The sequence below is a fragment of the Cognatilysobacter terrigena genome, from assembly GCF_004361065.1.
Taxonomy (GTDB): domain Bacteria; phylum Pseudomonadota; class Gammaproteobacteria; order Xanthomonadales; family Xanthomonadaceae; genus Cognatilysobacter; species Cognatilysobacter terrigena.
In genome coordinates, this window is the sequence record NZ_SELT01000001.1 from 271,920 (window position 1) to 293,770 (window position 21,851).

General features: G+C 69.0%; 23 protein-coding genes. 13 read left to right on the plus strand and 10 right to left on the minus strand.

All coding sequences use genetic code 11. The annotated features are described in order from the left end of the window. Window positions 1–34 precede the first annotated feature (34 nt). Window positions 35–805 (minus strand): alpha/beta hydrolase-fold protein, encoded by a 771-nt coding sequence (locus EVS83_RS01400; RefSeq protein ID WP_133498789.1) that lies wholly within the window; start codon window positions 803–805, stop codon window positions 35–37. A gap of 250 nt (window positions 806–1,055) precedes the next feature. On the opposite strand from EVS83_RS01400, the gene EVS83_RS01405 reads away from it, so the two are divergent. Next, window positions 1,056–2,084, plus strand: coding sequence for a GGDEF domain-containing protein (locus EVS83_RS01405; protein ID WP_166636746.1), 1,029 nt, complete (start codon window positions 1,056–1,058; stop codon window positions 2,082–2,084). Between the two features lie 78 nt (window positions 2,085–2,162). Beyond that, on the plus strand, window positions 2,163–2,828 hold the full coding sequence (locus tag EVS83_RS01410; protein WP_133498794.1) for a COG4315 family predicted lipoprotein: 666 nt from the start codon (window positions 2,163–2,165) through the stop codon (window positions 2,826–2,828). Window positions 2,829–2,861: 33 nt separating this feature from the next. On the opposite strand, the gene EVS83_RS01415 is transcribed toward EVS83_RS01410, so the two are convergent. The 4 genes from EVS83_RS01415 to EVS83_RS01430 form a co-directional block, all read right to left on the minus strand. Next, window positions 2,862–3,098 (minus strand): hypothetical protein, encoded by a 237-nt coding sequence (locus EVS83_RS01415; protein ID WP_133498796.1) that lies wholly within the window; start codon window positions 3,096–3,098, stop codon window positions 2,862–2,864. Window positions 3,099–3,244: 146 nt separating this feature from the next. Beyond that, complete coding sequence (locus EVS83_RS01420; RefSeq protein ID WP_133498798.1) at window positions 3,245–4,087, minus strand: cyclic di-GMP-binding domain-containing protein, MshE-related; 843 nt, start codon at window positions 4,085–4,087, stop codon at window positions 3,245–3,247. Between the two features lie 10 nt (window positions 4,088–4,097). Further along, a complete protein-coding gene (locus EVS83_RS01425) occupies window positions 4,098–4,478 on the minus strand; it encodes a response regulator (RefSeq protein WP_133498800.1) in 381 nt (126 codons plus the stop codon). Between the two features lie 100 nt (window positions 4,479–4,578). Then, window positions 4,579–5,820, minus strand: a complete 1,242-nt coding sequence (locus EVS83_RS01430; RefSeq protein ID WP_133498802.1) for a TIGR03862 family flavoprotein — start codon at window positions 5,818–5,820, stop codon at window positions 4,579–4,581. 90 nt (window positions 5,821–5,910) lie between these two features. Between EVS83_RS01430 and EVS83_RS01435 the strand changes: the two genes are divergently transcribed. From EVS83_RS01435 to EVS83_RS01450, 5 genes are all read left to right on the plus strand, one after another. Further along, on the plus strand, window positions 5,911–7,539 hold the full coding sequence (locus EVS83_RS01435; protein WP_133498804.1) for a serine hydrolase: 1,629 nt from the start codon (window positions 5,911–5,913) through the stop codon (window positions 7,537–7,539). A 48-nt stretch (window positions 7,540–7,587) separates the two neighbouring features. Then, entirely contained in the window at window positions 7,588–7,740 is a 153-nt protein-coding gene (locus EVS83_RS15540; protein ID WP_166636747.1) for a hypothetical protein, read from the plus strand. A 28-nt stretch (window positions 7,741–7,768) separates the two neighbouring features. Beyond that, entirely contained in the window at window positions 7,769–8,128 is a 360-nt protein-coding gene (locus tag EVS83_RS01440) for a hypothetical protein (RefSeq protein ID WP_133498806.1), read from the plus strand. 42 nt (window positions 8,129–8,170) lie between these two features. Beyond that, window positions 8,171–8,911, plus strand: coding sequence for a sulfurtransferase (locus EVS83_RS01445; protein WP_133498974.1), 741 nt, complete (start codon window positions 8,171–8,173; stop codon window positions 8,909–8,911). Between the two features lie 86 nt (window positions 8,912–8,997). Then, window positions 8,998–9,522 carry a pyridoxamine 5'-phosphate oxidase family protein gene (locus EVS83_RS01450; protein ID WP_133498808.1) on the plus strand — a complete coding sequence of 175 codons (525 nt, stop codon included), beginning with the start codon at window positions 8,998–9,000 and terminating at the stop codon, window positions 9,520–9,522. A gap of 184 nt (window positions 9,523–9,706) precedes the next feature. Here the strand turns inward: EVS83_RS01450 and EVS83_RS01455 are convergent, their stop codons facing one another. Then, on the minus strand, window positions 9,707–11,887 hold the full coding sequence (locus EVS83_RS01455; RefSeq protein ID WP_133498810.1) for a DEAD/DEAH box helicase: 2,181 nt from the start codon (window positions 11,885–11,887) through the stop codon (window positions 9,707–9,709). A 201-nt stretch (window positions 11,888–12,088) separates the two neighbouring features. Between EVS83_RS01455 and EVS83_RS01460 the strand changes: the two genes are divergently transcribed. The 3 genes from EVS83_RS01460 to EVS83_RS01470 are packed head-to-tail and all read left to right on the plus strand — an operon-like array spanning window position 12,089 to window position 16,074. Continuing rightward, on the plus strand, window positions 12,089–13,645 hold the full coding sequence (locus EVS83_RS01460) for a protein adenylyltransferase SelO (RefSeq protein ID WP_133498976.1): 1,557 nt from the start codon (window positions 12,089–12,091) through the stop codon (window positions 13,643–13,645). A 36-nt stretch (window positions 13,646–13,681) separates the two neighbouring features. Further along, a complete protein-coding gene (locus EVS83_RS01465; RefSeq protein WP_133498812.1) occupies window positions 13,682–15,556 on the plus strand; it encodes an ATP-binding cassette domain-containing protein in 1,875 nt (624 codons plus the stop codon). An 8-nt stretch (window positions 15,557–15,564) separates the two neighbouring features. Beyond that, window positions 15,565–16,074, plus strand: a complete 510-nt coding sequence (locus EVS83_RS01470) for a hypothetical protein (RefSeq protein WP_133498814.1) — start codon at window positions 15,565–15,567, stop codon at window positions 16,072–16,074. On the opposite strand, the gene EVS83_RS01475 is transcribed toward EVS83_RS01470, so the two are convergent. From EVS83_RS01475 to ftsY, 4 genes are read right to left on the minus strand one after another with little or no spacing between them, the layout of a single operon-like run. Beyond that, window positions 16,075–16,344, minus strand: coding sequence for an oxidative damage protection protein (locus EVS83_RS01475; protein WP_133498816.1), 270 nt, complete (start codon window positions 16,342–16,344; stop codon window positions 16,075–16,077). A gap of 1 nt (window position 16,345) precedes the next feature. Continuing rightward, entirely contained in the window at window positions 16,346–17,407 is a 1,062-nt protein-coding gene (gene mutY, locus EVS83_RS01480) for an A/G-specific adenine glycosylase (protein WP_133498818.1), read from the minus strand. After that, a complete protein-coding gene (locus EVS83_RS01485) occupies window positions 17,397–18,668 on the minus strand; it encodes an AsmA family protein (RefSeq protein WP_133498820.1) in 1,272 nt (423 codons plus the stop codon). Before EVS83_RS01485 ends, mutY begins: the two co-directional genes overlap by 11 nt. Then, entirely contained in the window at window positions 18,665–19,990 is a 1,326-nt protein-coding gene (ftsY, locus tag EVS83_RS01490) for a signal recognition particle-docking protein FtsY (RefSeq protein ID WP_133498821.1), read from the minus strand. Before ftsY ends, EVS83_RS01485 begins: the two co-directional genes overlap by 4 nt. A 65-nt stretch (window positions 19,991–20,055) precedes the next feature. On the opposite strand from ftsY, the gene rsmD reads away from it, so the two are divergent. The 3 genes from rsmD to EVS83_RS01505 are packed head-to-tail and all read left to right on the plus strand — an operon-like array spanning window position 20,056 to window position 21,697. Further along, on the plus strand, window positions 20,056–20,685 hold the full coding sequence (rsmD, locus tag EVS83_RS01495) for a 16S rRNA (guanine(966)-N(2))-methyltransferase RsmD (protein WP_133498824.1): 630 nt from the start codon (window positions 20,056–20,058) through the stop codon (window positions 20,683–20,685). After that, window positions 20,682–21,179, plus strand: coding sequence for a pantetheine-phosphate adenylyltransferase (gene coaD, locus EVS83_RS01500; RefSeq protein ID WP_133498827.1), 498 nt, complete (start codon window positions 20,682–20,684; stop codon window positions 21,177–21,179). Before rsmD ends, coaD begins: the two co-directional genes overlap by 4 nt. A 20-nt stretch (window positions 21,180–21,199) precedes the next feature. Beyond that, the gene (locus EVS83_RS01505) at window positions 21,200–21,697 is read left to right on the plus strand and encodes a hypothetical protein (protein ID WP_133498829.1); all 498 of its coding nucleotides are present in this window, start codon (window positions 21,200–21,202) and stop codon (window positions 21,695–21,697) included. Window positions 21,698–21,851: the final 154 nt, after the last annotated feature.

Sequence of the window (21,851 nt, forward strand, 5' to 3'; positions counted from 1 at the left end):
CTCCACCGTAGACGACCGGCCGTGGACAAAAGGTTCAGCGCGTCTGCGCGGTGTGTGAATGCTCGGCGTCGATGGCGTGGAAGATCTCTTCGACCATCGGCGTCCACGTGCTCCAGGCGTGCTTGCCGGGGCGCACGAGGACGTGGTTCGACGGCAGCGCCTCGGCGACGAGGGGCATGCCTTCGCGCAGGTAGTCGTTGTCGCCGTAGGCGAGCCAGACGTTGCGCGTGCGTTCCGGCGCGGCGCGCCAGGTCTTCATCTGCGCCCAGAGGTCGCGCTGCCAGAGCACCTTCTGGTCGAGCGACGACGTGCGGGGGTTCCACGCGCCGAGCCCGCCCGCCGCGCGGATCTCGTCGTGGATCTCGCGCTCGCCGGTGTACGGCGCGAGCATGACGATGCCGTCGACCTGCTCGGGGTACATGCCGTCGTAAAGGATGCTGCCCATGCCGCCGAGCGACGCGCCCACGAGCCAGATCTCGGTGTAGGCGCGGCGACGCGCCGGGAGCAGCACTTCGTCATGCAGGCGCTGCGGCGCGCTGCGGTCGACGGAGTAGGGCATCGACAGCTCGGCGAAGAGGACGTCGGCGTCCGGCCAGACGCGTTGGATGGCTTCGCCCACGCCGCTGCGACGCAGCGATTCCAGCCGATCGCGGCGCCCTGGCAACACCACTACCAGCCGCTTGGAGCCTTCCTTCGAGGGCAGCAACGCGGTAGGCACGGGTCGCGACAGGTCGACGCGCGTCGGAACGCAGGCGAGCAATGCGCTCGCGGCAAGCAGGACCACCGACCACCGCAACAGACGCATGTGAGACCCTCCCATTCAGCAAACACGAGTCTCGCAGGCGGGCGTTACGACAGGGTCGACGCAACGCGTGACGTCGTAAGCGTGACCGATGCACAGACGCGGATCACATGCACTTTATGGTCGCTCGACGAGGATCGGTCGCTCTCGTCGTACAGCGGAATTCCAGAACGTGCTGACCCCCGGTCGACCCCGGACGGAGCGGGGCCTACCCTGGATCGCTTCCTCCTCGAAGGACAGCGAAATCCTTCGCTTGCGCGGCCTCGTGGCTGCGTTGGCGTCGATCGCCGAGCATCCGGGCACGACCGAATCCTTCATCGAATACGCGCTCGACAAGGTCGTGGAGATCACGCGCGCCACGGGCGGCGTGGTGCTGCTCGACAGCGGCGAAGCGGGGCTGACGGTGGCGTGCGCGCGCGGGCAGATGGCGCGCCTGGACATCGACGCGTTCAACGGCGGCGAGACGCTCGCCTGTGCCTGCCTGAAGGAGGCGACCTCGCTGCGCAGCGACGCGACGGGGGCCGATAGCCGCATCCAGGGCGATGCACGCCGTCGCCATCAGTTGCATGCACTGATCGCGGCACCGTTGCGCTACGGCGACACGGCGCAGGGCGTGCTGGAGATCTGTTCGTCCGTCACCCATGCGTTCGACGACATCGACGCGCAGGCGATCGCGCTGATCGGCAACGCGATGGGCGCCGCGCTCGGCCGTCAGCTCGCACTCGAAGAGAACGCCCGCCTTCTGCGCCGCCTGCACGATGCGCTGCTCGATACGCAAGCGACTGCGCAGATGTACCAGGACGCGGCGTCCCTCGATGCACTGACGGGCCTGCCGAATCGCGCGACGTTCGAAGCCCAGCTTGAGGCCGTCTGCGCCGCGCACGACGGCCAGCCGCATCGCTTCGGCCTGCTGTTCATCGACCTCGACGACTTCAAGGAAATCAACGACACGCACGGCCACGCGACGGGCGACGCCGTGCTGCGCGCCGCCGCCGGCGTGCTGCGCGAAACGTTGCGCGATACCGATGTCGTCGCGCGCCTCGGCGGCGATGAATTCGTAGTGCTGCTGTCGTCGCTGCGCGATGCGGATCGCGACGTTCGGTCCGTTGCAGCCGCCGTGGAAGACGAGCTCGCCCGCCCGCGCGTGGTCAACGGTGTGCGGCTGCGCATCAAGTGCAGCGTCGGCTGGGTGATCCACGACGGCGAAGCGCATGCATCGCAGGTGCTGCATACCGCCGACGAGCGCATGTACGAGCAGAAGCGCGCGCGCCGACAGCGCTGAACCACCTTGCGCTCACGCGCGCGGGGCTATTCATCCGTGCATGCGGCGCTGATGCCGCGCATCGTCACGGAGGTTCCGATGTCCCGTCATCTTTCCGCCCGCACGCTGGGGCTCGCCGTCGTCGCCGCGCTTGCGCTCGCGGCCTGCAAGGGCAAGGGCAGCAACGACACGCTCGCCGACGGCACCACCGACGCGCCCACCGCGAACAACGGGTCGACGTCGACGGGCCCGGGCGCACCGCCGGTGGATTCCGCGAGCCCGGCGATGGGCAACAGCGCGTCGCAGCCCGCGGCATCCGCACCGCCGGGCGGCGCGGCCGGCCCGACGCTCGTGCTGGTGCCGGACGGCCCGCACGGCCCCTACCTGACGAACGCCGCGGGCAACGCGCTGTACTGGGTCGAGGGCGATCGCGACGGCAGCACGTGCACCGGCCCGTGCACGCAGGCGTGGCCGCCGGTCACGATCGACGCACAGCAGCCGACCGGTGCGGCCGGGCTGCAGGGCGCGTCGATCGCGACGGTCAGCCGGGCGGACGGCTCGCGCCAGGTCACCTTCGAAGGCCACCCGCTGTACCGCTACGCCGCCGATGCGGGCGTGGGCCAGGCGAACGGGGATGGCGTGAAGGACAAGTTCGGCAGCTGGCACGTCGCCATGCCGAGCGGAGGCACTGCCGGCGCCGCCACGGCCCCCAATACGACGACGCCCGCAGGCGCGGCGCCTGCGGGCGGTTCGAAGAACGGTTGATGCTGACGGGCGGCCGGCTCGGCCGGTCGCCCGTCAGCCGTGTGCGCGACGCGGCGCGAAGGACGGGCTGTGCGCGAACGCGGGGCTGGGATCGATGGCGTCGCGACCGGCCGGCGAAAGGCAGCGGTCCCACGAGACCTGCAGCAAGCCCTTGGCGTAGAACTCGTCCTCCAGCTGCTTGTCGATCTTGGCGCGGCCGTCGACCGCGAGCAGGCGAAGGGCGGCGAGTTCGCGCGGGCTGATGATCGTCGCGTGCGGTTGGATGTTCATGGCGCGGGCTCCCCGGGTGGTACGGGAGCCAGTCTGCGGGGCGCCGAGTTCAAGGCCACGTGAAGCCTGCGGCCGCTCGCTGACGCCTTCAGGCTGGGCGGTCGACGCCGGGGTGCAGGCGGCGTCGAACCGGCCGTAGGGCGACGTCAGTCGCCCAGCACCAGCAGGAACGGGCCGAGCTGCGACGTCATCGAAACCAGCACGTGCATGCCGTCATCGAGCGCCGAAACCGGGGTTTCGAAGTCCGGCGGCGAGGCGCGATAGGTCGCGTCCTCCGGCAGGCTGTCCTTGACGACGTAGCCCATCAGCACGTTGACGAGTTCGCCCAGCGCGTCCAGCGCGAGTTCTTCGTCGCAGGCCTCGGGCGGAATCGACAGGAAGGCCTGCGCCATCGCATGCATGGTCGCGCGGTCGCAGGCAATGCCGATCGCGAGCGGGCGTTCGGCGGCTACGCGGACGAGTGCCATCGCATCCGTCGGCGGCGGGTTCTTGGCGTCGACCACCGCGGAGAACTGGCACTGCGTGCGCATCAGGCGCGGGAAGAGCTTGTTGCAGGTCGCGATCGAATTGCCGACGCGGCGGCCGATCTTGTGCGACGCGACCATCGTGTCGAGCGAACGCATCGCATCGTCGCGTTCGCCGGCGTGCGAACGCAGCTCGGCGTCGAGCTGGTCGCGCGTCAGGAAGCCTTCGTCGACGAGAATCTCGCCGAACATCTTGCGACGCGACTTCTGCTCGTCGAGCAGGATGTTCACTTCGTCGCCGGTGAGCAACCCCATTGACTGCGCGAGGTCGCCGAAGCGCTTGTCTTCGCGACGCTGGCGTTCGTTGATCGCCATCGCCTGGTCGGCGGTGAGCATGCCCTTCTCGCAGGCGAGCTCGCCGAGGGCGGGATTGGAAATGCGCTGGATCTCGAGCGCGCGCAGGAGCTGCTGCGCGTCGATGACGCCCTTTTCCAGCAGGAACTGGCCGAAGAACTTGGCTGCCATCGTCGAGTCCTCAGGCGGTCGCGGTGGCGGTGACTTCGGCCAGCACGCGCGCGAGCGTGTCGCGGTCGATCGGCTTCTGCAGGTAGCTCTTCGCGCCCATCTTCAGGCACTGCTCGATGTCGTTCTGCGCGCCCAGCGAACTGAGCACGATGACCTTCGCCATAGGATCGAGCTCGAGGATGCGCTTGAGCGCGGCCTTGCCGTCGACCTTCGGCATCACGAGGTCGAGCAGCACGACATCCGGCTTAAGCGCGAGGTACTGCTCGACGGCCTTGACGCCGTTGTCGGCCTCACCGGCGAGCTCGTAGCCACAGGCGTCGATCTGCTGCGCGGTCAGCATGCGCAGCGCGCGGGAATCGTCGCAGAGAAGAACCTTCGGGCGGGCGGTCATCGTGGTGTCCTGGCACGCATCCGGCGCGCGCGTTCCGTGGGCGATCGGCATCGACCCTCGGAACTCCGTAACGGCGCGTATGGAGGAAGCTTGAGGGCGATCAACGCGCCACGTGACGGGCGGCGGCGCGCCCGGCACGCAGCCCGCTCGCGAAGCAGGCGGTGAGCAGGTAACCGCCGGTGGGCGCCTCCCAGTCGAGCATCTCGCCGGCGACGAAGACGCCCGGGCGATCGCGTAGCTGCAGGTCGTCGTCGAGGTCTTCGAGGCGCACTCCGCCTGCCGAGCTGATGGCCTCGGCGATCGGGCGGGGCGAGAGCAGCCGCAGCGGCAGCCGCTTCAGCGTGGCGGCGAGGCGGGCGGGATCGTCGGGCAGCGGGTGGCCCAGCACCTCGTGCAGCAGCCCTGCGCGCACGCCGTGGACGCCGGCCTGCCGGCGCAGGTGGTCACTCAGGCTCCGGCCCTTGCGTGGGCGGGCGAGGGCGTCGCGCAGGGCGGCCTCGTCGCGGCCCGGGACCAGGTCGAGTTCCAGCACGGCGGAGCCACTGCGCGCGATCGAATCGCGCAGGTCGGCGGACAGCGCGTAGATCAGGCTGCCTTCGATGCCCGAGGCGCTGACCACGCATTCGCCCTGCAGCGAGCGATGCGCACCTGCGGTATCCGCCCAGTGCGCGACGACGGGCTTCAACGGCTCGCCCGCGAATCGCTGGACGAAATACGGCGTCCACGCCACGTCGAACCCGCAGTTCGACGGCACGAGCGATGCGACGTCGACGCCCGCATGGCGAAACGGTGCCACCCACGCGCCGTCCGACCCCAGTTCGGGCCAGCTGCCGCCACCCAGCGCGAACACGGTCGCACGCGCGCTCGCTTCGACGACGCCATCGGGCGTGTCGAAGCACAGCGCACCGTCCTCGCTCCATCCCCTCCAGCGATGCTGCACGTGGAACCGCACACCGGATTCGCGCAAACGCCGCACCCAGCCGCGCAGCAGCGGCGCGGCTTTCATGTCGGTCGGAAACACGCGGCCTGACGTGCCGACAAAAGTGTCGATGCCAAACCCGCGCGCCCACTCGCGCAGAGCGTCCGCATCGAAATCGTCGAGCCAGCGCCCGACCTCCGCCGCACGCTCGCGGTAGCGCGTGTCGAAGGCAGGGCGCGGCTCGGAATGCGTGAGGTTCAGCCCGCCCTTGCCGGCGATCAGAAACTTGCGCCCGACCGATCCTTTCGCATCGAACAGATCGACCTCGACGCCCGCGGTGCGTGCGATTTCCGCCGCCATCAGGCCGGCGGGGCCGCCGCCGATGATGGCGATGCCGGGAAGGTCGAGTCGTTCGGACGACATGCGGTGCGGAATACGACGTGGGGCGCACAGCATGCCTGCAGCGACGGCCGACACGGTATCGTCCGCCGCTCGTCCCTTCGATCCGACCCGATGACGCCGCGCCTGTCCGCCTGCCTGCTCGTGCTTCCGCTCCTGCACGTCGCGCCCGTCAGTGCGCGGCAAAGCGCTTCTGCGCCCACTGCCGACGCCGCGGCCGCCATTCCCGCACAGCTCGCCGATTTCGACGCCTACGTCGACTCCGCACGCAAGCGTTTCGACGTGCCGGGCATCGCGGTCGCCATCGTGAAGGACGGCCACATCGTCCTCGAGAAGGGCTGGGGCGTGCGCAAGATGGGCACGAACGATCCGGTCACCGCACACACGCAGTTCGCGATCGCATCGAACACCAAGGCGTTCACGTCGATGGCGATCTCGATGCTCGCCGATGAAGGCAAGCTCTCGCCCGACGATCGCGTCATCGATCACCTGCCGTGGTTTCGCATGTCGGACCCGTACATCACGCACGAAATGCGCATTCGCGATCTGCTCGCGCATCGTTCGGGCCTGAGCCTGGGCGCCGGCGATCTTCTTTACTGGCCCGGCACGTCCTACAGCGGACGCGAAGTCGCCGCGCGTCTGAAGAACGTGCCTATCAACGGCAGCTTCCGCGGGCAGTATGCCTACGACAACATCCTGTTCGGCGTCGCGCAGCAGGTGGTCGAGCAGGTCAGCGGGCAGAGTTTCCAGAGCTTCCTCGACGCGCGCATCCTCGGCCCGCTCGGCATGAACGAGACGCGCTACAACAGCGATTTCCTCAAGCCAGGCGACGAGGTCGCGATCGGCCACGCCGCGTTCGACTTCAAGGACGTCAAGCCGCTCGCCGCACCGATGACGTGGTCGAACGTCGCGGGCGCCGGCGGCATCTATTCGAGCGTGCACGACATGACGCGCTGGATGGAGGTACAGCTCGCGGGCGGCGTGATCAGCGGAAGCGGTGACGATGCGAAGCGGCTCGTCAGCGAGAAGCGTCACGATGCGCAGTGGCAGCTCGTCACGCCGATTCCGGTGTCGAAGCCGTCCGTGCCGCAACTCGAGCCGCTGAAGCCGAATTACGCAGGCTACGGCGAAGGCTGGTTCCTGTCCGACTACCGCGGCCACAAGCTCGTCTGGCACACCGGCGGCTGGCCCGGCATGGTGTCGAAGGTGACGATGGTGCCGGACCTCGGCGTCGGCGTGGTCGTGCTGACGAATGCGGAGATGGGCGGCGCGTTCAACTCGATCACCTACCGCGTGATCGACGCCTACACGGGCGCGCCGAAGACGGACTGGGTCGCGGCGTATGGCGCGGCGCTCGACAAGCAGCGCGGCGATGCCGACGAAAGCTGGAAGAAGCACCTCGCGTCGCGCGATGCATCGTCCAGGCCGTCGCTGCCGCTCGCGAAGTACGTCGGCACGTATCGCGATCCGTGGTACGGCGATGTCGTCGTCGAACGCGCGGGCAACGGGCTGCGGCTGCGTTTCACGAAGACGCCGGAGCTCGTCGGCCGCCTCGACCACTGGCAGCACGACAGCTTCATCGTCCACTGGGACCAGCGCTGGCTCAACGCGGATGCGTTCGTCGATTTCGACCTCGACCACGACGGCGCGATCCGCGGCGTGCGCATGGAGCCCGTGTCGCCGCTCACGGATTTCAGTTTCGATTTCCAGGACCTGCGCCTCGCGCCGGTCGCCACGCCGTAACGTTCAACGGTTCCGGTCTATGCTGGCCGGAACCGACAGGACCCGCCCATGAGCATCGTCGCGATCGTCATCGTCATCCTCGGCATCTGGCTCGCCTTCAAGGCGGTCGGGATGATCGTCCGCCTGCTGATCTGGGCCGTGGTCCTCGGCGCGATCTACTGGCTGGCAGCGCCGTATCTCGGCCTGCCGATGCCGGGCTGATCGCGAATACGCGGAAAGGGGACCGCACATGAACTGGCACGTCTATTCCATCGGCCCGATCGATTACGGCTGGCACCATCTGCGCACCGTGCGCGAAACGCTCGAAGTCGCGGCCGTGCCCTGCGAGGGCAGCGACCCGCGCGAAGGCGTCGATACCTCGGCCACGCTGGCGTTCCTGAAGAGCTGGGAGTCGGCGAAGGAAGCCGCGCTGGCCGCCGGCTGGGAAGGCGGTTTCCGCCTCGAGCCGCGCGTGGTCTGGGTGCCGGACGACCTGCAGATGGCGCACGGCTTCGTCTTCAAGCAGGACCACAACGGCGCGACCTTCGTCGCCAGCCCACAGCCGCTTCCGCACCTCGCGGCGCTCGTCGCGGCTGAACAGCCCGCCTGAGTCCGGGGCGGCCGGACCGGGCCGCTTCGTACAATGGCGACCATGCCGCTCAACGTCGCCGCCTACCATTTCGCCGTTCTCGACGATGCCGACGCGCTCGCCGCCACGCTGCATGCCGCGGCGGAGGCGGGCGACGTGCGCGGCACGGTTCTCGTTGCGCCCGAAGGCGTAAACCTCTTCCTTGCGGGCGACGAGGCCGCGGTTGAATCGGTGCTCGACGTGCTGCGCGCCGACGCACGCTTCGCCGGTCTCGAGGTCAAGCGCAGCTGGAGCCGCGCGCAGCCGTTTGGCCGCCTCAAGGTCAAACGCAAGCCCGAGATCATCACGTTCCGCCGCGACGGCACCACGCCGTTCGATCGCCGCGCACCCGCAGTCGATCCGCCCACGCTCGCGCGCTGGATCGCGCAGGGAGCGGACGATGACGGCCGTCGCCTCGTGTTGCTGGACACGCGCAATCGCGAGGAGTTCGACTACGGCACGTTCGACGGCGCGATGACGCTGCCCATCGACAACTTCACCGATCTGCCGGCTGCGCTCGAACCGCATCGCGAATCGCTGAGCGACGCGACAGTCGTGAGCTTCTGCACCGGCGGCATCCGTTGCGAAAAGGCCGCGCTGTGGCTGCACGACGACGGCATGCACAACGTGCTGCAGCTCGACGGCGGCATCCTCGGCTACTTCGAACAGGTGGGCGGTTTCGGTTACGACGGTCGCTGCTTCGTGTTCGATGGCCGCGTCGCGCTGGATCCGCAGCTGCAGCCGCTGGTCGACGACGCGGCCTGAAGCGTCGCCGCGTTTCACCGGCCGTGCGCGGCCGCTGAGGTCTCCTAGGCGGTGGCGGCACAGGGCCGCATTGCCAAGGAGACGACATGGACCTGCGCGACGACGGCCGCACCGCCGCCCCCGACCGCGACGAGAACATCGAGAAGCTTCGCGACCTGGCCAAGGGCCTGCATATCGCGATGCTCACTACGCGCGGCGAGGACGGTCGCCTCTTCAGCCGCCCGCTCGGCGTCGCCGAGATCGAATTCGACGGTGATCTCTGGTTCGCGACGGGCGCCGACAGCGAGAAAGTACGCGAGATCGAAGCGAATCCGCAGGTCAATGTCGCGTTCGCATCGAAGGACAACGGCACCTATATCTCGATCAGTGGCTTCGCCGTGGCGACGCGCGACCGCGCGGAGATCGAGCGCCGCTGGAAGCCGTACATGGCCCCGTACTTCCAGGGCGGCAAGGACGATCCGAACCTCTGCCTGATCCGCGTCGAAGCGGAGAGCGCGGAGTACTGGGACGGCCCCGGCACGATCGCGGGCAAGGCGCTGCATTTCCTGCTGACCGCGGTAACGAACGACCCCGGCAAGCTGACCGACAACCAGCGGATGAATCTGCAGTAATCGCGCTGGGTTGCGGCGGCGTCGACGCCGACACTTCGACTGCGACGACTTCGCAGTCGCCGTCGCTGTCGACCGTCGTGTTGTTGCATCTCGCGCGCGTCGCGGTCGATCAGCGGTGCAACGTCGATCTCCGCAAACAAAAAGGCCCGCGATCGCTCGCGGGCCTTTCGTATCTCACACGTGATCAGCGATCGCGGCGCGGACCTCGATATCCACTGCGATCCCCGCGATCTCCACGTCCGCCGCGGTCACCGCGATCAGTCCGATCGCCATCGCGCGGCGGCGCGCCGTCGTCGCGACGCAACTTGAGCTGCTGACCCGCGACGCGAACCCGCTTGAGGTGTTCCATCGTCTCGCGCGGCATGCCCTCGGGCAGGTCGATCAGCGTGAAGTGATCGCGGATGTCGATGCGGCCGATGAAGCGGCTTTCGAGATCCGCTTCGTTCGCGATCGCGCCGACGAGGTTGCCAGGCTTGACCCCGTGCACGTGGCCGACCTCGACGCGGAACGTCTCCATGCCGGCTTCCGGCCCGCGCTGCGGGCGCTCGCGACGCGGTGCGTCGTCGAACGCGCGCTCGGCCTCGTTGCGTGGGCGCTCGCGATCGAACCGTGGGCCGCGCGATTCGAAATCGCTGCCGGTGCGCGGCGGGCGATCCTGGTCACGGGGTTCGTGGCGCGGACGGCTGTCGTCGCGCTCGAAACGCTGCGGACGCGCGTCGTCACCCATCGGGCCGCGCTCGATGCGAGGCGCCTGATCGCTCTGCTCCGCGCGGGGTGCACGGCCGTAGGCGCGGTCGCCGGCGTCATCACGCGGCGGGCGGGCGTCACGGGCCGGGCGTTCGCCACGATCCGCGAAACGGTCGGGGTAAGGCTTGCCGTCGCGATCCTGACGCGGCTGCGGACGATCGCCTCGATCGAAGCGCGCCGGACGCCCGCCGCGATCGTCGCGCTGCGGCCGCTCCTGTCGCGGCCCGCGGTCCTGGCGCTCGCGATCCATGCGGTCACGACGCTGCGCGTCGAGCAGCGGATCATGGCCGGTCGGCATCAACAGCGGCGACTCGCCCTGCAGCAGGTGCGCAAGCGCTGCGGCGATTTCCACGGCCGGCACGTTGCGCTCGTTCTCGAAGCGCTCGATGAGATCCCGGTACATCGGAAGCTCGGCCGATTCCAGCGCATCGGAAATGCGCTCCATGAACTTGTCGACGCGACGCGCGTTCACCGACTCGATGCTCGGCGGCTCCATCGGTTCGATCGGCTGACGCGTCGCCCGCTCGATCGCACGCAGCATGCCGCGCTCGCGGGGCGTCACGAACAGGATCGCTTCGCCGGTGCGGCCCGCGCGGCCCGTGCGACCGATGCGGTGCACGTAGCTCTCGGTGTCGTACGGAATGTCGTAGTTCAAAACGTGGGTGATGCGGTCTACGTCCAGACCGCGCGCGGCGACGTCGGTCGCCACCAGCACGTCGACGCGGCCGTCCTTCAGCTGCTGCACGATCTTCTCGCGCTGCGCCTGCTGGATGTCGCCATTCAGGGCCGCGGCGGCGATTCCGCGTGCCGCGAGCTTGTCGGCGAGCTCTTCCGTCGCGATCTTGGTGCGCGCGAACACGATCATCGCATCGAAGCTTTCCGCCTCCAGAACGCGCGTGATCGCGTCGAGCTTGTGGTGCTGGCTGACGGGGACGTACCGCTGGCGGATGTTCGCCGCGGTGGTGGTCGTCGCCTTGATGGCGATCTCGACCGGATCCTTGAGGTACGTCTGCGCGATGCGGCGGATCGGCGGGGGCATGGTCGCCGAGAACAGCGCGACCTGGCGGGTCGCCGGCGTCGCCTTCATCACCGCCTCGACGTCGTCGATGAAGCCCATGCGCAGCATTTCGTCGGCTTCGTCGAGCACGACGACCGACAGCTCGGAGAGATCGAGCGAGCCGCGGTTGAGGTGGTCGATCACGCGGCCCGGCGTACCGACGATGACCTGCACGCCGCGGCGCAGCGCCGCCAGCTGCGGGCCGTAACCCTGGCCGCCATAGATCGGCAGCACGTTGAACTGCGGCAGGTAGTGCGCGTACTTCTGGAAGGCCTCGGCGACCTGGATCGCGAGCTCGCGCGTCGGCGCCAGCACCAGCGCCTGCGGCTTGATCTTGGCGGGATCGATGCGCGCGAGCACGGGCAGCGCGAACGCGGCGGTCTTGCCGGTGCCGGTCTGCGCCTGGCCGATGACGTCGCGGCCTTCGAGCAGCGGCGGGATGGTCGCGGCCTGGATCGGCGAGGGCGTTTCGTAGCCGACGTCGGCGAGGGCGCGCAGCAGCGGCGCGCCCAGCGCGAGGTCGTTGAAGGTCAGTGCGGACGGTTCGTTTTCGGCGCTCATGGCAGCTCAACGTCGGCGCCGGGCGGGCCGGTCGGGGGCGGCAGTCTACAGGCCCGTACGCGACCGCACCGTCGATGGCGACGTTTTCAGGGGATTTGCGGGGCGAAAACGACGGTCGGCATCGCGCGGTGCATGACGTCCCGCCGGATACGATGCCGTCCCGACGCGCGTGCCGCGTCCGTTTCCAGATCACCGATGAGCCTGTCCGACCTGCATTTCGACAACCGTTTCGTGCGCGAGCTGCCCGGCGACCCGTCGCGCGAGAACGTGGTGCGACAGGTGCATGGCGCGCTGTGGTCGCCCGTGGAACCCGACCCGGTCGCCGCGCCGCGCGTGCTGGCGGTGTCGCGCGAGATGCTGGAAACGCTCGGGCTCGACGCGAGCGACGCGGCGACCCCCGAGTTCGCCGCCATCTTCGGCGGCAATGCGTTGCTCACCGGCATGCAGCCGTACGCGTCGAACTACGGCGGCCATCAGTTCGGTCACTGGGCGGGCCAACTGGGCGACGGCCGCGCGATCACGCTCGGTGAAACGGTCAACAAGGCCGGCGAGCGCTGGGAGCTGCAGCTCAAGGGCGCCGGTCGCACGCCGTACTCGCGCACTGCCGACGGCCGCGCCGTGCTGCGATCGTCCATCCGCGAATTCCTGTGCAGCGAGGCGATGCATCACCTCGGCGTGCCGACCACGCGCGCGTTGAGCCTGGTCGCGACCGGCGAGGACGTCGTCCGCGACATGTTCTACGACGGCCACGCCGCGCCCGAGCCCGGCGCGGTGGTCTGTCGCGTCGCGCCGTCGTTCATCCGCTTCGGGCACTTCGAGCTGCCGGCATCGCGTGGCGATATCGACCTGCTGCGGCAGCTCGTCGAATTCTGTATTCGACGGGACTTCCCGCACCTCGATCCGGATGCGCCCGACGTCGTCTCAAGTTGGTTCGGCGAAATCTGCGAACGCACCGCCGTGATGATCGGCCACTGGATGCGCGTGGGTTTCGTCCACGGCGTGATGAACACCGACAACATGTCGATCCTCGGGCTCACCATCGACTACGGCCCATACGGGTGGATCGACAACTACGATCCCGACTGGACGCCCAACACCACCGACGCGCAGCGCCGTCGATACCGCTTCGGTCAGCAACCTGCGGTGGCGTACTGGAATCTCGGCCGGCTCGCATCGGCGCTGGCGGCGATGGATCCCGACGTCGCGCCGCTGCAGGCAGGGCTCGCGCGGTATGTCGACGCGTACGAGCGCACCGAGCGCGACAACGCCGTCGGCAAGCTTGGCCTTGGCGAGTTCCGCGAAGGCGACCTGGATCTCGTCGACTCGCTGCAGCAGTGGATGCGCGAGACCGAAGTCGACATAACGCTGTTCTTCCGCGGGTTGATCGACGTCGATCCCGTGTCGCCCGACCTCGCGCCGCTCGACAACGCTTATTACGACGATGCCAAGCGCGAGGCAGGCCTGCCTGCGCTGCGTGAATGGCTCGCGCGTTACGCCGCGCGGCTGGCGGACGGGCCATCGCCGGAGCAACGCCGCGAACAGATGCGGCGTGCCAACCCGCGTTACGTGCCGCGCAACTACGTCGTGCAGCAGGTCATCGACCGCGCGACGGCAGGCGATGCGTCCGGCATCGAGGAACTGCTCGACGTGATGCGCCATCCGTACGACGACCAGCCCGGTCGCGAAGCGTTCGCGCAGCGCCGCCCCGACTGGGCGCGTCACAAGGCCGGTTGCTCGATGCTGTCCTGCAGTTCGTGAACCGGGCTGCGGCGGCGCGCCGCGTAGAATGAGCGCATGCCCCTGATCACTCTCCAGTCCGTCGACTTCAGCGTCGGCGGCCCGCTGCTGCTCGACCACGTCGACCTTTCCATCGAATCCGGCGAGCGCATCGCCGTCATCGGCCGCAACGGCGCCGGCAAGTCGACGCTGCTCAAGCTCATCTCGGGCGACCTGCATGTCGACGACGGCGAGGTGCGCTACGAGGGCGGCGTGCGCGTCGCGCGCCTCGAGCAGGAAGTGCCGATCGACACAGCGGGCGACGTGTTCGACGTCGTCGCCGGTGGCCTGGGCGAGCAGGGCGCGTTGCTCGCGCAGTTCCACCACCTCAGCCATGCCGCGGACGTCGATGCGAACGCGCTGGCCGAGGTGCAGTCGCGCATCGAAGCGTTAGGTGCGTGGTCGCTCGATCAGCGCGTCACGGAGACGCTGACGCGCCTTTCGCTGGACGGCGACCTGCCGTTCGCCGGGCTGTCGGGCGGCATGCGACGTCGCGTGATGCTCGCGCGTGCGCTCGTGTCGGCGCCGGATGTGCTGCTGCTCGACGAGCCGACCAACCATCTCGACATCGAGTCGATCGACTGGCTGGAAGGGTTCCTCAAGTCGTGGCGGGGCACGCTGATCTTCATCACCCACGATCGCCGCTTCATGCGGTCGCTGGCGACGCGCATCGTCGAGATCGACCGGGGTTCGCTCACGAGCTGGCCCGGCGACTGGGACAACTACCTGCGCCGCCGCGAAGAGCGCCTGCACTCGGAAGCGCAGGAAAACGCGCGCTTCGACAAGCTGCTCGCGCAGGAAGAGGTGTGGATCCGCCAAGGCATCAAGGCGCGGCGCACACGCGACGAAGGCCGCGTGCGACGGCTCAAGGCGATGCGCGAGGAACGCGCGCAGCGTCGCGATCTCACTGGCAAGGTGCGCATGGAAGCCGCGCAGGCGGACGCCTCGGGCCGCAAGGTGATCGAAGCCAAGGACGTCAGCGTCAAACTCGGCGGCCGGACGATCATCCGCGACTTCTCGACGACGATTTTCCGGGGCGACCGAATCGGCCTGATCGGCCCGAACGGCAGCGGCAAGACGACGCTGCTGCGCACGCTGCTCGGCGACCTCGTGCCCGACACCGGTGAAGTGCGGCCCGGCACCGGCCTGCAGATCGCCTACTTCGACCAGTATCGCGCGACGCTGCGCGAAGACTGGAACGCGATCGAGAACGTGGCCGAGGGCCGCGAGTTCGTCGAGTTCAACGGCAAGCGCAAGCACATCATCGGCTACCTGCAGGACTTCCTGTTCACGCCGGAACGCGCGCGCGCCCCGATCACACGGCTGTCGGGCGGTGAGCGCAATCGCCTGCTGCTCGCACGCCTGTTCGCGCAGCCGTCCAACCTGCTGGTGATGGACGAACCGACCAACGATCTCGACGTCGAAACGCTGGAGCTTCTGGAAGAGCTGCTCGGCGACTACGCGGGCACGCTGCTGCTGGTGAGCCACGATCGCGACTTCCTCGACAACGTGGTGACGTCGACGCTCGTCATGGAAGGCGACGGGCGCGTGGGCGACTACGTCGGCGGTTACACCGACTGGCTGCGGCAGAAGCCCACCTTGGAATCGAGAGGCGTGAAGCCGGAAGCGTCCAAGGCGGCGCCGGTCGCATCGACGTCCGCCGTTGCGCCCGCCAAGCGCAAGCTCAGCTACAAGGAAACCCGCGAGCTGGAAGCACTCCCGGGCCGTATCGAGACGCTTGAAGGCGATGTCGCGCGGCTCACCGGCGCGCTGTCCGACCCCTCGTTCTACACACGCGACGCCGCCGCGATCACGGCGCACAATGCCGAGCTCGCCCGTGCGCAGGCCGAGCTGGACGCGGCCTATGCGCGGTGGTCGGAACTCGACGGCTAGGAATCGCCATGCGCAGGACGTGGGTCGTTGCGGTGATCGTGCTGGTGGTTGCCGGTGCCGTCGCGTGGGGCTGGCAGCTGAAGCGTCGCCACGACCACGCGGCCTACGTCGCCGCACAGCGTGCGCGTGCCATTACGGTGCGCGTCGACGTCGACATTCCGCACAGGTTGCTCGTTGCGCGAACGGGTGATGGGGTCGAGCAGCGCGTCGATCTCGGTCAACTCGAAATGCTCGCCGTGCATCAGCAGCCGGAGGGCGGCGATGCGCTGATGACGCTCGAGTCGCAGCGTCGCATCGTCAGCCTGCCGTATTACGGCCTGGACGCCTGGCGTGTGCTTCAGCAGCTGCCGCCAGTACTGACCAATCTGGACGATGGCGTGGTCGCGACGCAGCTGTCGCGCTTCGAGAACGAACGCGACCTGAGCTGCGTGCTGTGGGCGTCTCCGGCGCGCGCGGCGGCACTGGAGAAGGCGGGTCATCTGGTCGGCCATTGCTGGCCGCGCACGGCATCGCCCTGATCAGGCTTCCGGCGTGTAGCCCTGCGCGCGGTCGGCGTTGCCTTCGAAGAGGAACTTCTCCATCTGCTCCGCGAGATACGCGCGGTGCTTCGGGTTCATCGGCGACAGCCGGTTCTCGTTGATCAGGAGCGTCTGGTGCGCGAGCCATGCCGCCCATGCCTGCTTGCCGACCTGCACATAGACGCGCCGCCCGAGTTCGCCGGGCCACGGGATGAAATCGAGGCCTTCGTCCTCGCGCTTGAGCCAGACGCAGTCGACGGTGCGGGCCATTTCAGTCCTCGAACAGGCGGTTGAGCAGGGTGCGGACGGGTGCGGGAATGCCGAGCGATACGAGATCGTTGCGGGCCACCCACGCCGCGGCATCGTCGTCCGCAACGCGCGTCGCCGCTTGGATGCGATGCACGCGCGGCCGCAAGGTCAGATGGTAGTGCGAGAAGCCGTGCGCGACGTCGTCGAGCCACATCAGCGCATCGCCACGCAGCGGTTGCGAGGCCAGCCACGCGTCCGCAGCGGCCTCATCCTCGAACTGCGGAAGCGACCAGAGTGATGCCCAGACGCCGGTCGCGTCGCGTCGACGCAACAGCACGCGGCCGTCGGCATCGCGCAGCACGAGCACGACGGCCTGGCGCTGCGGCAGCACTTTCGCCGGGCGCGGCGTCGGCAGTTCGTCCTGGCGGCCTTCGATGCGCGCGACGCAGTCGTCCTGCAGCGGGCAGATGACGCACGCCGGACGGCGCGGCGTGCAGAGCGTCGCGCCGAAATCCATCTGCGCCTGCGTGTAGTCGGCGAGTCGATCGTCCGGGAGGCCCGCTTCGGCGACGTGCGCGTTCGCGAACTGCCACAGCACGCGTTCGACCTTCGGCGCGCCCGGCCAGCCCTCGACGCCGTGGTAGCGCGCGAGTACGCGCTTGACGTTGCCGTCGAGGATCGCGTGCCGGTCGTTCCACGCCTGCGCCGCGATCGCCGCGGCGGTGCTTCGACCGATGCCCGGCAGCGCGGCAAGCGCTTCGACGTCGCGTCGCAGTTCGCCGCCGTGCCGCTCCATGCACAGCCGCGCGGCGGCATGCAGGTTTCGGGCGCGTGTGTAGTAGCCGAGGCCGGACCACAGCGCGAGCACGCGGTCGAGCGGTGCGTCGGCGAGATCGCGCAGCGTCGGCAGTGCGTCGACGAAGCGATGGAAGTAGGGGATGACGGTCGCGACCTGCGTTTGCTGCAGCATCACTTCCGACAGCCAGACGCGATACGGCGTGCGCGGGTGCTGCCAGGGAAGGTCGTGGCGGCCGTTGACATCGAACCACGCGAGCAGGCGCGCGGCGAACCCCTCATTCGCCATCGGAAAACTCGACCTCGACGCCGTCCATCGTCACGCCCGGGAACTCGAGACGCGGCGTCGACACGCGTCCTACGAGCGGCGGCAGCGGCGTGCCTTTGGACGAGGCATCGAGCCACGCCAGCACGCGCGGCGTTCTGAAACGTCCGTCGAACGTCGTTGAGCCCGACGCGAGATGCAGGGCTGCTTCACCGGAGAAGTCGATCGGCCCCGTGTACGCAAGGCGCATCGGCAGCGGGCCACGCGGACGATGCAATGGCGCGGGAAGCTCGGGCCACGCCGACGGCCACTTCGCGATCGTGCCCGCCATGTCGAGCGACAGCGCGTTCGTCCAGTCGAGACGTCCCGACGCGGTGAGATCGGGAATCGCGTCGCCTTGACGCAACGCCAGCCCGAACGGCGCGAGATGCACGCCTTGCGCATAGGTGGCGCGGCCGCCGATGCCGAGGCGGAACGGCAGCGTCGTCGTTGGGGAGACATAGCGTGCGCGTGCGCCCATCGCGAGCCGGTCGACGGCGATGCCATGCGACAGGTCGGGCACGCCGCGCAGCACCAGGTCCATCGGCAGCGACCAGTCGGGGCGTTGCACTGTCACCTTGCCCGCGACCCCGAGGCCCGTGGGCATTTCCGGTTGCGACAGCGTTGCTGCCACGTCGAACGGCACGCGCGTGGAGCCGGCCACCATGCGGCCGCGAAGCGTCCCGCGAACGATGCGATGCGGCGCGAGTTTCGGAACGTAGACTTCAAGCCTGTCGATGATCCAGCCGTCGCCGGTGACGACGCCCTTCGTCGCGACGAAACCGTCGGTGAGCGTGGGCGTGGGGCGTTGCGGCGTCGGCGGACGCGTCGCGAGCCAGCGTTGCAGCGCACCGATGTCGAGCTGCGGATGATCGAGTTCGATGCGATGCACGACGACGTCCGCGCCGCGCGACCTGATCGTCGACATCGGAACGGAGAGCGCGATGCGGTCCGCGCGCAGGACGGGCGTGGCGTCGCCGTCGCGTTGCGCGGTCACGTCACGCAGGACGAGCCGCGGCGTGTCGCCGAGTGTGTATTCGCTGACACCCTTGGCGGTGATGCGCAGGCCGAGCGCGCGGCTCGCCTGCGAAAGCACCAGCGAGGCGACCTGCTGCGGCCGCGACGCCCATCGGGCGAGTCCGGCGAGCAGCACGATGACGACCAGAAGCGCGATCCACCACGCGCGACGGCGCGACCGCGCGGGCGCGGCGGATGGCGTCGGCTCGGCCGGCGCGGCGTCCGTCATCCGGCGCCCAGCGACTCCGGAAGCAGCGCGTCGACGAATGCCGCCGCGTCGAACACGCGCAGGTCTTCAGGGCGCTCGCCGATGCCGGCGAAGCGGATCGGGATGCCGAACTCGCGGGCGAGCGCGAACACCACGCCGCCCTTGGCGGTACCGTCGAGCTTGGTGACGACGAGGCCGGTCACACCGATGGCGGCATTGAACTGGCGCACCTGCGAAATCGCGTTCTGCCCGGTCGTGCCGTCGATGACGAGCAGCACTTCCTGCGGTGCAGCGGTGTCGAGCTTCTGCAGCACGCGCTTGATCTTGCCGAGTTCCGCCATCAGGCCCTGCTGCGTGTGCAGGCGGCCCGCGGTGTCGGCGATGAGCACGTCGGTGCCGCGCGCCTTCGCCGCCTGCAGCGCATCGAACGCGACCGATGCGGCGTCCGCATTCTGGCCCTGTGCGACGACCTGCACGCCATTGCGTTCGCCCCAGGCCTGCAACTGCGCGACCGCCGCGGCGCGGAAGGTATCGCCCGCGGCCAGCATCAGCGTGCGGCCTTCGTCGCGGAAGCGACGCGCGAGCTTGCCGATGGTCGTGGTCTTGCCGACGCCATTGACGCCGATGGTCAGCAGCACGAACGGCTTGGCGTTGCGATCGATGACCAGCGGCTTCGCGACCGGCGCGAGGATCGCGAGCAGGTCGGCACGCAGCGCGCCGAGTAGTGCGTTCGCATCGGCAAACTCGCGCGACTTCATGCGCTTGCGCAGGTCGCCGACGATCTCGGTGGTCGCCGTGACGCCGACATCCGCCGTGATGAGCGCCGTCTCGATCTCGTCGAGCAGGTCGTCGTCGAGCTTGGGATTGCGCGAGAACAGGCCGCCGAGCGAACGCGTGAACGCATTGCCGCGCAGGCGCTCGAACCAGCCACGCTTGCCGGCGGGTGCCGCAGGCGTGGTCGGAACGACGCCCGGAACCTCGTCGGCCGTGGCATCGGCGGGCGTCGCGTTCAGCAGATCGCCGCGGGCCGCGGGGCCGGTGAACTCGGGCGCGCTCGGCCACGCCGTGGTGATTTCCGGTTCGACGACGGGTGCCGGAGCCGAAACGTCGTCGGCGACATCCGCGGTCGACGGCAGCGTCTCGCGCGCGAGCGCTTCCGCCGCGGCGTCGACCGCCGCCGGATCGTTGATCGATGCATCGATGCCGCGCTCCACGTCGGCTTCGGTCGCGTCGGCGGATTCCGAGGTGGCGGGCTGCGCGTCCGGAAACGCCGCGGCGAGCTCCTCGACGGACATGCGCCGCTCGGGCTCGGTCGGCTTCTTGCGGCGCAGGAAACTCAGCATCGGCAGGCGTCGGAATTGGGGGAAAATGGGCGCGACATGCTAGCACCGGCCCCCACGACGCCCCGATGAACACGCCCGCAGGGAAGGTCCGTCTCATCGGCGGGCGATGGCGCGGAACGCGCCTGGAGGTGCCGAACGTGGCGGGGCTGCGGCCTTCGTCCGACCGCGTGCGCGAGACGCTGTTCAACTGGCTGATGCCGTGGTTGCCGGGCGCACGTGTCGTCGACGTGTTCGCCGGCACGGGCGCGCTCGGGCTCGAGGCGTTGTCGCGCGGCGCGGAGTCGGCCGTGCTGATCGAACGTGAGGCGAGCCTCGCGACAGCACTTCGCAACACGCTCGACCGTCTCGAAGGTGGCGCGCGAGGGCAGGTGGTGCAGGGCGATGCGCTCGGCTGGCTCGCAGCGTCCACGGCCACTTTCGACATCGCCTTCGTCGACCCGCCCTTCGCAGGCGGGCTCTGGCCCCGCGTGTGGCCGGCCCTGGCGCCGCGGCTGGCCCCGGACGCGCTCGTCCACGTCGAGAGCCCATCTGACGTCGACCCCGGCGTACCGTCGAACTGGGAGCTGCATCGCGAAGGACGCACGCGGGACGTCCGATATGCCCTGTACCGCGTGCCTGCGGCCGCGATCGCCACTGCTACACTCGGCCCCGAAGCGACGGCCGGGGAGCCGTCGAACCCGCACGAGAGTCCATGAGCGCGGCACGACACCGCACCGCCGTCTATCCCGGCACGTTCGATCCGGTCACGAATGGTCATATCGACCTCGTCGATCGCGCGGCGCCGTTGTTCGAGCGCCTCGTCATCGGCGTCGCGGAGAGTCCGTCCAAGGGCCCGGCCATGCCGCTCGACGTGCGCGTCGGGCTCGTGCAGGAAGCGATCGCCCACCATCCGAACGTCGAAGTGCGCGGCTTCAACTCGCTGCTCGCGCATTTCGTCCGCGACATCCAGGCCGGCGTGCTGCTGCGCGGCCTGCGCGCGGTGTCCGATTTCGAATACGAGTTCCAGATGGCCAGCATGAACCGCCATCTGATCCCGGAAGTCGAAACGCTGTTCCTGACGCCGGCCGAGCAGTACGGCTTCATTTCTTCATCGCTGGTCCGTGAGATCGCCCGCCTCGGCGGGGACGTCTCGGGCTTCGTGCCCCCGGCGGTGGCCTCCGCGCTGCAGGCCCATTGGCGGCGCACTTGACGTCAACCCCGAGGAAACACATGAAGACCACGACCCGCCTGTTGCTGCTCGCCGTGCTCGCCCTGCCGGTCCTGGCGGCGTGCAAGAAGGAAGACGACACGCAGACCGCCCAGAGCTCCAAGCCGGCCGTCGCCAAGCCGGCGAACACCACCGACGAGAACGCCTGGAATGCGTACATCCAGGACCAGGTGACCCGTCACCTCGAAGGCGCGACCAGCACCTTCGCGTACACGCTGCCGATGCCGGGCTCCGAGGGTTACGACGACGCCTTCCAGCGCGCGACCGACAAGGCCAAGGAAGACGTGTCGCGTGGCGGTGTCGAAGGCACGCTGATGGCGTTCGGCTCGGCCGATTCGAAGAAGACCGCCGACATGATCGAAGCCGCTTTCAAGGGCGTCGGCACAGACACCATGAAGGGCGTGCGCGTCATGTTCATCGGTGACGCGGCCGACAAGGATCGCGCCGAGGCGGCGGTGAAGCCGTCGGGCGCCAAGTTCGAGTTCGTCGAAGCCAAGTAATCCGACGCGGGCGCTTCGCCCCGTCACGACGGCCGGCCTTAGCGCCGGCCGATTTCGTTTGCGGCCCGGCGTTCCGCGACAGGCAACCCGGCGTGCAGCGGGTGTCGGCGCCGGCGGTGATCGCGGGTGCGACAATGCCCGCTCGATTCCCGAT